General features: G+C 69.5%; 9 protein-coding genes. 5 read left to right on the top strand and 4 right to left on the bottom strand.

Annotated features, from left to right (window positions below):
- Positions 1-5: 5 nt before the first annotated feature.
- Positions 6-1,232: a gephyrin-like molybdotransferase Glp gene (gene glp / locus HRC28_RS19375; RefSeq protein ID WP_237111572.1), complete on the bottom strand. Its 1,227-nt coding sequence runs from the start codon at positions 1,230-1,232 to the stop codon at positions 6-8.
- Between the two features lie 304 nt (positions 1,233-1,536).
- Here glp and glgP point away from each other — a divergent pair, with 304 nt between their 5' ends.
- Entirely contained in the window at positions 1,537-4,143 is a 2,607-nt protein-coding gene (gene glgP, locus HRC28_RS19370; RefSeq protein ID WP_182377043.1) for an alpha-glucan family phosphorylase, read from the top strand.
- A 10-nt stretch (positions 4,144-4,153) separates the two neighbouring features.
- Here the strand turns inward: glgP and HRC28_RS19365 are convergent, their stop codons facing one another.
- The 3 genes from HRC28_RS19365 to glgX form a co-directional block, all read right to left on the bottom strand.
- Positions 4,154-5,605 carry a S28 family serine protease gene (locus HRC28_RS19365; protein ID WP_182377042.1) on the bottom strand — a complete coding sequence of 484 codons (1,452 nt, stop codon included), beginning with the start codon at positions 5,603-5,605 and terminating at the stop codon, positions 4,154-4,156.
- A 68-nt stretch (positions 5,606-5,673) separates the two neighbouring features.
- Positions 5,674-6,279: a hypothetical protein gene (locus HRC28_RS19360; RefSeq protein WP_182377041.1), complete on the bottom strand. Its 606-nt coding sequence runs from the start codon at positions 6,277-6,279 to the stop codon at positions 5,674-5,676.
- 1 nt (position 6,280) lies between these two features.
- Positions 6,281-8,389 carry a glycogen debranching protein GlgX gene (gene glgX, locus HRC28_RS19355; RefSeq protein ID WP_182377040.1) on the bottom strand — a complete coding sequence of 703 codons (2,109 nt, stop codon included), beginning with the start codon at positions 8,387-8,389 and terminating at the stop codon, positions 6,281-6,283.
- A 118-nt stretch (positions 8,390-8,507) separates the two neighbouring features.
- Between glgX and HRC28_RS19350 the strand changes: the two genes are divergently transcribed.
- The 4 genes from HRC28_RS19350 (at position 8,508) to HRC28_RS19335 (ending at position 11,615) form a co-directional block, all read left to right on the top strand.
- Complete coding sequence (locus HRC28_RS19350) at positions 8,508-9,293, top strand: enoyl-CoA hydratase-related protein (RefSeq protein WP_182377039.1); 786 nt, start codon at positions 8,508-8,510, stop codon at positions 9,291-9,293.
- A 5-nt stretch (positions 9,294-9,298) separates the two neighbouring features.
- On the top strand, positions 9,299-9,667 hold the full coding sequence (locus tag HRC28_RS19345; RefSeq protein WP_237111874.1) for a hypothetical protein: 369 nt from the start codon (positions 9,299-9,301) through the stop codon (positions 9,665-9,667).
- A 172-nt stretch (positions 9,668-9,839) separates the two neighbouring features.
- Complete coding sequence (locus HRC28_RS19340; protein WP_182377038.1) at positions 9,840-10,640, top strand: electron transfer flavoprotein subunit beta/FixA family protein; 801 nt, start codon at positions 9,840-9,842, stop codon at positions 10,638-10,640.
- Between the two features lie 12 nt (positions 10,641-10,652).
- Positions 10,653-11,615 carry an electron transfer flavoprotein subunit alpha/FixB family protein gene (locus tag HRC28_RS19335; protein WP_182377037.1) on the top strand — a complete coding sequence of 321 codons (963 nt, stop codon included), beginning with the start codon at positions 10,653-10,655 and terminating at the stop codon, positions 11,613-11,615.
- Positions 11,616-11,720 lie beyond the last annotated feature (105 nt).

The following is an 11,720-nucleotide window of genomic DNA, read 5'->3' as shown; positions in this document are numbered from 1 at the left end:
CGAACCTAACTGAAGCTGAGATCCCACACGTCGACGGCATCGCCGGCCTGCAGGGGGTTGCCGTCGGCGGGCAGGTCGATGAGGGCGTCGGCACCGGCGAACCAGCCGAGGAAACCGGAGCCGGGCGGACCCCACGGAGTGACGGTGCCGGCGGTGCGGTCGAGCCGCGCGCGGCGCATCTGGCGCTTGCCCTTGAGCGGCGTGAGGGGTTCGGTCAGGGTCGCGCGCACGACGGGGCGTTGCGGGTGGGGATGGCCGGACGTCGTACGCAAGGCCGGGCGGACGAAGACCTCGTACGACGTCAGCGCACTCACCGGGTTGCCGGGCAGGCACACGACGGGGACTCCGCCGACGACGCCCGAACCCTGTGGCATCCCGGGCTGCATCGCGACCTTCACGAACTCCACGCCGCGCGGTCCGAGTGCGTCCTTCACCACCTCGTAGGCGCCGGCGCTGACGCCGCCGGACGTGAGGACCAGGTCGACGTCGCCGGTCGCGGTCTCCGCGTCGAGCAGGGCGAGGAACGCGGGCACGTCGTCGGCGACCCAGAGCTTGCGCACGGCGATCGCTCCCGCTTCCTCGACGGCTGCGGCCAGCAGGGCGCCGTTGGCGTCGCGGATCTGCCCGGACCCGGGGGTCGGGTCCTCGGCGAGTTCCGAGCCGGTCGAGCAGACCAGCACCCGCAACCGGCGTCGTACGGCGACCTCGCGGACGCCGAGCGCCGCCAGCACACCGATCTGGGCCGGTCCGATCACCGCACCGGCAGCGAGGACCTCCTGACCGACCGCGACGTCGGAGCCGGCCGGACGGACGAAGGAACCGAGGGCACGGGCCTCGCTGATCGCAACCTTGTCGGTGCCGCCGTCGGTGATCTCGACCTCGACGATCGCGTCCGCGCCCCGGGGGACCGGCGCGCCGGTCATGATGCGCAGCGCCGTACCGGGTGCCAGTTCGCCCACGGTGGCTCCGGCCGGGATGTCGCCGGCGACCGGGATCAGGGCGGGGGAGTCGGGAGTGGCATCGGCGATGTCCGCGGCCCGCACGGCGTAGCCGTCCATGGCCGAGTTGTCGAAGGCGGGCAACGCCTCGGGTGCGGTGACCGCGGCAGCGAGGATGCGACCGCGGGCCTCGGCGAGAGCGACGGTCTCCTGCCCGGCAGCGCGCGGTGCGAGGAGCGCAGCGACGTGCTGCTGGTGCTCGGTGACGGAGCGGAGGGCGGGCATCGTGGTCATTGGTTCCACCCTAGGACCCCGGGGCGAAAGCGCGCTCGCGCAGAACGGCTTCGCAAAAATCAGCAGGCGAGGTGGCCCCCATGACCGCCCCGCCTGCTAGTACCAGTTCAACGGAGTGGCGGCCCGATCGTTACGGGCCGCCGACTCTTACCGCCAGCGCAAGGTGAGTCCTGCACAAGCCAACTGCGGGCGCGGCAGCGCGGCGGGAGCCGCTCCCCGGCAGCTTGCTGCCCCGAAGGCAGCGGCGAAGACGCGATCGCGCCAACACTTGGAACGATCCATACGGGTTGGCTACGGTCGGAGCATGCGTGCGATCCGAAGGTTCACGGTCCGCCCCCTCCTCCCCGACGCGCTTGCCTCCCTGGGCGAGCTCGCGGCCAACCTGCGCTGGTCATGGCATCCACCCACCCAGGAGTTGTTCGCGACCGTCGACCCCGACCTCTGGCTGAGCACCGGGCAGGACCCGACGCGGCTGCTGGGCGAGGTCTCGGCCGAGCGCTGGGCTGAGCTGGCCGCCGACGAGGCCTACCTGGCGCGGGTCGCCGAGGTGCGCGCCGACCTGTCGTCGTACCTCGACGGGGAGCGCTGGTACCAGCGCGCCAGCGCCGCCGAGCCGGATGCCACCTGGCCGGCCGCGATCGCGTACTTCTCACCCGAGTTCGGCATCACCGCCGTGCTGCCGCAGTACTCCGGCGGCCTCGGCATCCTCGCCGGCGACCACCTCAAGGCCGCGAGTGATCTCGGCGTCCCGATCGTCGGCGTCGGTCTGCTCTACAAGCACGGTTACTTCAAGCAGGCGCTGTCGCACGAGGGTTGGCAGCAGGAGAGCTACCCCGTGCTCGACCCCGACGGCCTCCCGCTGTCGCCGCTGGTCGAGGCCTCCGGCGAACGCGCCACCGTGTCCCTCCGGATGCCCGACGGCCCTGACCTGCTCGCCCGGATCTGGGTCGCCTCGGTCGGCCGGGTGCCGCTGCTGCTCCTCGACACCGACCTCGAGGAGAACCCCGAGCACTACCAGCTGATCACCGACCGCTTGTACGGCGGCAACACCGAGCACCGGTTGCGCCAGGAACTCCTCCTCGGCGTCGGCGGCGTCCGCGCCCTGCGTGTGCATGCCCGGATCACCGGCGCCCCGGCTCCCGAGGTGTTCCACACCAACGAGGGCCACGCCGGGTTCCTCGGTGTGGAGCGGATCCGTGAACTCACGGTTGGCGAACAGGGTGCCGGTGACCCCGACGCCGTCGACTACGCCACGGCGCTCGAGATCGGCCGTGCGTCCACGGTCTTCACCACGCACACGCCTGTCCCGGCGGGCATCGACCGCTTCCCGCGGACCCTCGTCGAGCAGTACCTCGGTGACCACGGCGCCACGCCCGGTGTCCCGGTCGACCAGATCCTCGCGCTCGGTGCAGAGGACTACGAAGGCGGCGACCCCGGCGTCTTCAACATGGCGGTGATGGGTTTCCGGCTGTCCCAACGCGCCAACGGCGTCTCGCAACTGCACGGCCACGTCAGCCGCGGGATGTTCAACGGACTCTGGCCGGCCTTCGACGAGGCGGAGGTGCCGATCTCCTCGATCACCAACGGCGTGCACGCACCCACGTGGGTGGCGCCCGAGGTGCTGGCTCTGGCCGCTGCCGAGGGCGGCGACTCCGAGGACGACGACGCTGAGGCGTTCTGGGCAGCGTTCGCGAAGGTCTCCGGCCCCGACGTGTGGCGCACCAAGCGCGCGCTGCGCGAGCGACTCGTCGTCGACGCGCGGCGTCGTCTGCGCCGGTCGTGGGAGAAGCGCGGCGCAGCACCGGCCGAACTCGGCTGGATCGACGAGGCACTCGACCCGGACGTGCTGACCATCGGGTTCGCTCGTCGCGTGCCGTCGTACAAGCGACTGACGCTGATGTTGCGCGATCCCGAGCGGCTCAAGGCCCTGCTGCTTGACCCGGAGCGACCGATCCAGCTGGTCGTCGCGGGCAAGTCGCACCCGGCCGATGACGGCGGCAAGCGGCTGATCCAGGAACTGGTGCGCTTCGCGGATGCCGAGGACGTGCGGCACCGGATCGTGTTCCTGCCGAACTACGACATCGCCCTGGCGCTCCCGCTCTACCCGGGCTGCGACGTGTGGCTCAACAATCCGCTGCGCCCGTACGAAGCCTGCGGTACGTCCGGCATGAAGGCCGCGCTCAACGGCGGCCTCAACCTCTCCATCCTCGATGGCTGGTGGGACGAGTGGTACGACCCGGAGTTCGGCTGGCCGATCCCGTCCGCCGACGGACTGGAGGACTACTCCGACAAGCGCGACGACCTCGAGGCGTCCGCTCTCTACGACCTGATCGAGTCCGAGGTCGCACCGCGGTTCTACGACCTCGACCACGAGGGCGTCCCGGCCCGTTGGGTCGAGATGCTGCGCCACACCTGGACCACCCTCGGCCCCAAGGTGCTCGCGACCCGGATGGTGCGCGACTACGTCGCCCAGCTCTATGCGCCGGCCGTCCGCAACGCCCGCGCACTGGCCGCCGCCGATCACGGCGCCCGCGACCTCGCCGCATGGAAGGCCCGCGTGCGTGCGGCCTGGCCGCAGGTGCGCGTCGAGCACGTCGAAGCGCAGGGCGTCGAGGACGCCGCCGAGGTCGGCGCCACCCTGGCCGTGCATTCGTACGTCGCCCTCGGCGAACTGTCACCCGAGGACGTCCAGGTCCAGCTGGTCCACGGCCGCGTCGACGCCGAGGACGACATCGTCGACGCGACCACGACACCCCTCACCCTCGTCGAGTCGTACGACGGCGGGCGGCACCGTTTCGATGGCGAGCTCGAGCTCGGCCGCTCGGGCCCGTTCGGCTACACCGTGCGGGTGCTGCCGACGAACCCGTTACTGGTCGCAACGGCCGAGCTCGGCGTCGTGGCGCTCGCCTGAGCGCCCCGGCTCAGCGTCCCGGCGGGCGCAGGTAGTCCGGCGCCCGGTCGAGCGACGGGTGGCGCTGGGGGCGTGCGCCCGCAGCGTCGAGGCCTGCCCACGCCCGGATCTGCGCAGTAGCGCTCACACGCTCCGCCTCCGGCAGTTGGGCGATGCGGGCGCCGTGGGTGCCGCCCTCGACGACGTGCACCGAGCACGCCCGTTGCGCGGCGCGTCGGCCGCAGTCGAAGGCCTCGGCGCCCCACGGGTCGTTGCCGCCGTACACGTAGAGCATCTCGGTCGAACGGGTCCGGACCCAGCGGTCGATGTCGGCCATGGCCCGGCGGTCGAAGTCGATCGGCTTCAGCTCAGCGGGGACGAAGTTTGCCCCGCCCCAGCCGCCCGGGTGCTGGAGCACGTCGGCCAACGGCTCCTCGTACGCCTCGTACCAGCCGAGCTGGTAGGCCGCCTGGTAGTAGTACGGCAGCGTTCCGAGCAGGCCCTGGTCGAGGTATCCGGTCAACGGAACGACGCCCAGGGTCCAGTCCCAGACCTCCTCCTTGGTCGCGTCGGCCTGCGGGACGGCCGCACATGCTGACTGTGGCGAGTACTGCCAGAAGGTGAAATAGAGGTCGATGACGGCGATCTCCATGCCGCGGTCGAGACTGCCGAGTACGTCCCAGGTGTCGCCGGTCGCCTCCGCGTCCTGGCGGGTGCGTTCGAGGAACCATGCCCGGTCCGGACCGAGGATCCGGCGCTGGACGGCGGTCAGATCGGTGCGGCACTGCGGGTCGGTGCCGACGTTCGCCAGGAACTCGTTGTACGAGTCGTCCTCGTTGTCGACGTCGTTCGGGGCGACGTAGGGCACCGTGCCGTCGACGTCGTCGGGGAAGAACCGTCGGTGGTACGTCGCGGTCATGCCGCCCTTGGAACCGCCGGTCGTGAGCCAGTTCTCGCGGTACAGCCGCTTGAACGCCTTGATGATGCGGTGCTGGTCGGAGGCCGCCTGCCAGATGGTGAGCTGTTCCGACCAGTTGGGCTGCGCCGGGATCGACGTCGAGAAGAAGCGGTACTCCATGCTCAACTGGTTGCCGTCGACGATCTGGGTCGGCTCGCTGCGGCTGGGGTTGCTGGAGACGTTGTAGCCGCTCGTGTACATCACCATCGGACGTGCCGCGTCCTTGTGCAGCAGGGTCAGGCGCTGCTCGAAGGTGCCCGCCTCCGGGTCACGGTGATCGACGGGCTGGCGGAAGGTGAGCTTGAAGAACCGGTAGCCGGCGGGGGCGGTGGCCTCGATGACCGAGGTGACGCCCGGCAGGTTCTGGACGGCTTCGAGGATGTCGCCCTGGGCAGCGGGCGAACCGGACGGGCTGGATGACGCCGATGGGCTGGACGTGGCGGGCGTGACCGCGAGGGTGGCGGTGAGCCCGGTCGCGACTGCCGACGTGAGGATGGCGCCGACAAGGGACCTGAGGCTGGGCATGGGTGAACCTCCCGAGAGTTGGTGAAGCGTTCCCACAACCTAGTCACGGTCTCCGAGTGGGGGAAGGGTCAGCGCCCGGCAAGCCGGGAGCGGACGAACGCGGTGAACGCTGGGTTGAAGTCGGGCCAGTCGGGGTCCTGGTCGAACGCGAGGAGCATCGCGTCCAGCTCCGGTGACGGCCCTTCTGTCGCAGCGAGCAGGGTGGCGACGACCACCGCGCGGCGGCTGCCGAGCCCAGGGAGGTACGGGTTCGAGTGGACGTGGGTGAGCAGGGCGGACGGTTCGAGGAAGGACACGGCGGTGTGCGCCAGCTGGGCCAGTTCCTCGGTGAGCGAGGCTCCGGCCTCGAGGTCGCCGAGGTCGAAGGACCAGTGGTCCCGCATCGTTCCCGGTGCACCGGGAACCAGGACGCGTTGACTCCAGAGGTGCCAGTCGGGGTCGCGACCCTCGAGCGCCATGAAGTCGCGCCAGACACGCGGCTGGGCGAAGAAGTCGACGTGGAACTCGGCGTCGTTCCTGCCGAGGGTGAACGGGCGGACGGTCGCGACGGCCCGGGCGCCGTCCGGCCGCTCGAACGTGAACCTCCGACCCTTGCGGGTGAACCCGAGGTCCTTGAGGGGTGGGGCGATCCGGTTGCGGACCACCTGGTCCAGTGCCTTCGCGGGCCGCACCATGTCAGGCCTCGGTCTCCTGCATGACCACCACACTCCGCGGCCCGATGACCAGTTCCTCGCCGACCACCAGCTTCGTCCCGGACGGCAGGCCGGTGTCGGTCGAGAGCACGACCTTCCCGGCGCGCACCCAGTCGTTGTCGGGCAGGAACACCGTGACCGGGTCCGCGCCGGCGTGGAACCACAGCAGGAACGACGTGTCGATCTGCTGTTCGCCGCGGGGTCCGGGGGAGCGCAGGGGCTTGCCGGAGACGAACATTCCGATCGTGTCGAGGTCGGCGTCGTACCACTCCTGATCGGTCATCTCGCGCCCTGACGGGTGCAGCCAGGCGAGGTCCTTGGGGCCGCCGATGATCGTGGGCCGTCCCTCGAACCAGTGCCGTTGGCGCAGGGCCGGGTGTTCGCGGCGCAGTTGCAGGGCAGTCCGGGTCACGTCGTAGACGTCGAGCCATGCGTCGTCGCCGCGCCAATCGATCCACGAGATCTCGTTGTCCTGGCAGTACGGGTTGTTGTTGCCGCCCTGGGTGCGGCCGCGCTCGTCGCCGGCGGTCAGCATGGGCACGCCATTCGACAGGCACAGCGTTGCCATCAGGTTCGCCGCCTGCCGCCGTCGCAACGCCACGATCTCCGGATCGTCCGTCTCGCCCTCGATGCCGTGGTTCCAGGAGCGGTTGTTGTCGGTGCCGTCGCGATTGTCCTCGCCGTTGGCCTCGTTGTGCTTGTTGTCGTAGGAGACCAGGTCGCGCACGGTGAAGCCGTCGTGGGCCGTCACGAAGTTGACCGAGTTGTACGCCGACCGGCCGTCGTCCGCATACAGGTCCGCCGATCCGGCGAGCCGGGTGGCGACCGCGTGCGAGCCCTGGGTCTGGCCGCGCCAGAAGTCGCGGATGGTGTCGCGGAACTGGTCGTTCCACTCCACCCACGGCGGCGGCATGCCGCCGACGAGGTACCCGTCCATCGACACGTCCCACGGCTCGGCGATCAGCTTCACGTGCCGCAGCACGGGGTCCTGGCCGATCGCGATGAGCAACTTGCACGCCATGTCGACGCGGATCGCGTCAGGCCCGGCGGTCCGGGTGATCGCCGACATCAGGTCGAACCGGAAGCCGTCGACGTGCATCTCGCTCACCCAGTACCGCAGCGAGTCGAGGATCAGCCGCAGCGCCAGCGGGTCCTCGGAGTTCACCGTGTTGCCACAACCGGTCACGTCCCAGTACGTGTCGTCGTACACGCCCTCGTTGGCGCTGCCGGGTGGGACCCGGCGGTAGAAGCCGCGGTCGTCCAGTCCCCGGAAGGAGTACGTCGGTCCGTCGGGCCCGGCTTCGGCGGTGTGGTTGTAGACGACGTCGAGGATCACTTCGATCCCGGCTGCGTGCAGATCCTTGACCATCTGCTTGAACTCGGTGACCTGCTGTCCGCGGTCACCGGACGCGGAGTAGCCGGCGTCCGGGGCGAAGTAGCTGACCGGGTTGTAGCCCCAGTAGTTGGTGACGCCGCGCTCGACGAGCGCCGGTTCGGAGAAGAACTGGTGCACCGGGAGCAGTTCGACGGCGGTGACGCCGAGGTCGCGCAGGTAGTCGGTGACGACGGGGTGCCCGAGCCCCGCGTAGGTGCCGCGCAGGTCCTCGGGGATCCGGTCGTGCAGCTTCGTGAAGCCCTTGACGTGGAGTTCGTAGATCACCGAGTCGAGCCAGCGCCGACGGTGTCGGGTGTCGCCGGACCAGTCGAAGGACGGGTCGACCACGACGCTGGCGGCGTTGCCCGCGGTTCCGGACACGGCCAGGCCGTACGGATCGAGCAGCAGGATGTCCGGGTCGAACCGCATGCCTTCGGCTTCATCGCTCGGCCCTTCCGTGCGATAGCCGTAGCGAGTGCCCGGGGCGATCTCGGGCAAGGCGCCGTGCCAGATGCCCAGGGACTGCTCGGTCAGGGCGAAGCGCTGCTCCCCGTCGCCGGGGGCGTCGTCGAGCAGGCACAGCCACATGCCGGTCGCGTTGGGGGAGTAGACGGCGAAGTTCGTCGACTCGGCCGACCAGGTTGCACCCAGTGGCCAGTTGCGACCGGGCCACACCGCGGCACGTTCATCGAGGGATCGCCAAAGTCCGGGAGTCACGCCGTCATTGTGCCGTCAATGTGTTCAAGTCCCGGGGTTCTGTACCTCGACGGGGTGAGGAGCGGCACAATGCGGGAGGGGGAGCCCCAGTAGAGCGTCACCACACGAGAGGGAGCAGATGACCAGCGAGTTCGTGCGCCTGGAAGTTGCCGACGGCGTCGGCACGATCCGACTCGACCGCCCGAAGGCGATGAACGCCATCAGCATCCAGGTCCAGGACGAGCTGCGTGACGCGGCTGCCGAGGCCGCGGGACGCGCCGATGTGCGGGCCGTGGTGGTCTGGGGTGGCGAGAAGGTCTTCGCTGCCGGCAACGACGTCAAGGAGATGTCGACGATGTCCTACGCGGACATGGTCGACCGGGTCGAGGCGCTGCAGGGTGCGGTGAACGCCATCGCCCGCATCCCGAAGCCCGTGGTCGCCGCGGTCAACGGCTACGCCCTTGGCGGTGGCTGTGAGCTCGCGCTGGCGGCCGATGTCCGCTTCGCCGCCGAGAACGCCGTCCTCGGTCAGCCCGAGGTCCTGCTCGGCATCATCCCGGGAGCCGGCGGCACCCAGCGCCTGCCGCGTCTGATCGGCCCGAGCCGGGCCAAGGACCTGCTCTACACCGGTCGCTTCGTCAAGGCGGAGGAGGCGCTCGCGATCGGCCTCGTCGACTGGGTGATCCCGGCTGCCGATGTCTACACCGAAGCCGTCGCCTGGGCTGCGCGCTTCGCCACCGCGGCGCCGTACGCCCTGCGTGCCATCAAGGAGACGGTCGACCGTGGACTCGAGTCCGACCTCGAGACCGGCCTCCAGATCGAGCGTCAGCACTTCTCGTCGATCTTCGCGACCGAGGACAGCCGTACGGGGATGGCGTCCTTCATCGAGAACGGGCCGGGCAAGGCCACCTTCGAAGGGCGGTGAGCGACATGTCGGACGACATCGAGGGGACCGGGGCGGCGACCGTCGACCCGGCATCGTCGAGCCGCGCGTTGACGGCGGCCCGCTGGCGGGATCTCGGAGCGCGGGTGATCTGGGGGGTCTGCGTGACCCTCGCCCTGATCCTCGCTGCCGCTGCCTTCACGTTCGCGCTCGAAGCCAACGCCAACAACGACCTGGTCAAGATCGTGCGTGACCTGGCCAATGCCTTCGATCTCGGATTCTTCGACCTGGACAACCCGGTCAAGGAGTTCACGGGCAAGAACGACCTGGTCAAGACGGCGCTGTTCAATTACGGGATCGCCGCGGTCGTCTACCTCGTCGCTGGGCGGCTCGTCGAGCGGATCGTTCGTCCCTGACCGCCACTTGGGTCAGGGACATGTGAGGTAGTCCACTGCCATGCGGTTTCCGCGGCGGGGTACCGGACGGTAGCCTGCCGAACGCTGTCCTGAACAGGACCACACAGTTGTTCCCTGCGCCAACTACGGCGCGGGGCTCGTTGCACAGGAAGGGGCCGGTCCGGCCACAACCATGACTCTCTCCAACATTGTCGTTCTTGTGAAGTACGTTCCCGACGCGACGGGCGACCGGAAGTTCGAGGCGGACAACACTGTTGACCGCGTCGGCGTCGACGGTCTCCTCTCGGAGCTCGACGAGTACGCCGTCGAGCAGGCTCTCCAGATCAAGGAGAAGCGCCCCGACGAGGAGATCACCGTCACCGCGCTGACCGTGGGTCCCGCCGCCGCTGAGGCCGCCGTGCGTAAGGCGCTGCAGATGGGCGCCGACAAGGCCGTCCACGTGCAGGACGACGCCATCGCCGGTTCGGATGCCATCGCCACGTCGCTGGTGCTCGCCAAGGCGATCGAGAAGATCGGTGTTCCCGAGCTCATCATCGGTGGCCTCGCGTCGACCGACGCCGGCCTGAGCGTGGTGCCGGCGATGCTCGCCGAGCGCCTCGGCCTCCCGCAGGTCACCCTCGCCGCCGTCGTCGAGTCGCAGGGCGACCAGGTCCGCATCAAGCGTGACGGTGACTCCGCGACCGAGGTCGTCGGCGGCACGCTGCCGCTGGTCCTCTCGGTCACCGACCAGTCGGGCGAGGCGCGCTACCCGTCCTTCAAGGGCATCATGGCTGCGAAGAAGAAGCCCCTCGAGGCGCTCACTCTTGCCGACATCGGCGTGGACGCTTCCGAGGTCGGCATCGACGCTGCCTGGACCAAGGTCGAGACCGTGACCGAACGCCCGGCGCGCACCGCCGGCGAGATCGTCAAGGACGAGGACGGATCGGGCGCCACGGCGCTGGTCGAGTTCCTTGCGTCCAAGAAGTTCATCTGAGGAGCCTGAGCCATGTCTGAAGTTCTCGTTCTCGTCGACCACGTCGACGGTGCTGTCAAGAAGCCCACGTACGAGCTGCTGGCGATCGCCAAGCGGATCGGCTCCCCGTCGGCCGTCTTCATTGGTGGGGCCGACCAGGCCGCTGCCGCTGCTGACGCCGTCAAGGCCTACGGCGCAGACAAGGTCTACGTCGTCGACGACGCGGAGATCAAGGGCTACCTGGTGGCCCCCAAGGCCGAGGTGCTCGAGCAGATCGCTGCTGCGTCCTCGCCCGCCGCGATCCTGATCCCGGCCTCGGCCGAGGGCAAGGAGATCGCCGGTCGCCTCGCGATCAAGCTCTCCTCGGGCCTGATCACCGACGCCGTGGACGTCCAGGTCAACGGTGACGACATCGTCACGACCCAGTCCGTCTTCGCCGGTAACTTCACCGTCGAGGCCAAGGTCGTCAAGGGCACGCCGATCATCGCGGTCAAGCCCAACGCTGCCGCTCCTGAAGAGGGTGCCGGCGCCGGCGCTGTCGAGCAGTTCGCTGCGACGATCTCCGACGCCGCCAAGACCGCCCAGATCGTGGCCTCGCAGCCGCGTCAGGCCACCGGTCGTCCCGAGCTCACCGAGGCCGCGATCGTGGTCTCCGGTGGTCGTGGCACCGGCGGCGACTTCACCGCGGTCGAGGGCCTCGCCGACGCACTCGGCGCAGCCGTGGGCGCCTCGCGTGCCGCCGTCGACTCCGGCTGGAAGCCGCACGCCTTCCAGGTCGGCCAGACCGGCAAGGTCGTCTCGCCGCAGTTGTACGTCGCGAACGGCATTTCCGGTGCGATCCAGCACCGCGCCGGCATGCAGACGTCGAAGACGATCATCGCCGTCAACAAGGACGAAGAAGCCCCGATCTTCGAGCTCGTCGACTTCGGCGTCGTGGGGGACCTGCACTCCGTGCTGCCCGCCGTGACCGCCGAGATCGTCAAGCGCAAGGGCTGACAGTTTCGTTTCGACCGAGGGACGTCGTACTTTGGTGCGGCGTCCTTCGGTTTTGTCCGGCGGTTTGTATGGCCGCGTATGACCACGCCTGTAAAACTTCTCGGT

It is taken from the genome of Nocardioides sp. WS12 (assembly GCF_014108865.1).
GTDB lineage: Bacteria > Actinomycetota > Actinomycetes > Propionibacteriales > Nocardioidaceae > Nocardioides.
This window is presented reverse-complemented; position numbering and strand designations above follow the sequence as displayed.

What these genes read in the sequence shown, in the direction of transcription:
- glp (WP_237111572.1), bottom strand. Translation starts at nt 1,232, where the DNA reads ATGACCACGATGCCCGCCCTCCGCTCCGTCACCGAGCACCAGCAGCAC.
- glgP (WP_182377043.1), top strand. Translation starts at nt 1,537, where the DNA reads ATGCGTGCGATCCGAAGGTTCACGGTCCGCCCCCTCCTCCCCGACGCG.
- HRC28_RS19365 (WP_182377042.1), bottom strand. Translation starts at nt 5,605, where the DNA reads ATGCCCAGCCTCAGGTCCCTTGTCGGCGCCATCCTCACGTCGGCAGTC.
- HRC28_RS19360 (WP_182377041.1), bottom strand. Translation starts at nt 6,279, where the DNA reads ATGGTGCGGCCCGCGAAGGCACTGGACCAGGTGGTCCGCAACCGGATC.
- HRC28_RS19350 (WP_182377039.1), top strand. Translation starts at nt 8,508, where the DNA reads ATGACCAGCGAGTTCGTGCGCCTGGAAGTTGCCGACGGCGTCGGCACG.
- HRC28_RS19345 (WP_237111874.1), top strand. Translation starts at nt 9,299, where the DNA reads ATGTCGGACGACATCGAGGGGACCGGGGCGGCGACCGTCGACCCGGCA.
- HRC28_RS19340 (WP_182377038.1), top strand. Translation starts at nt 9,840, where the DNA reads ATGACTCTCTCCAACATTGTCGTTCTTGTGAAGTACGTTCCCGACGCG.
- HRC28_RS19335 (WP_182377037.1), top strand. Translation starts at nt 10,653, where the DNA reads ATGTCTGAAGTTCTCGTTCTCGTCGACCACGTCGACGGTGCTGTCAAG.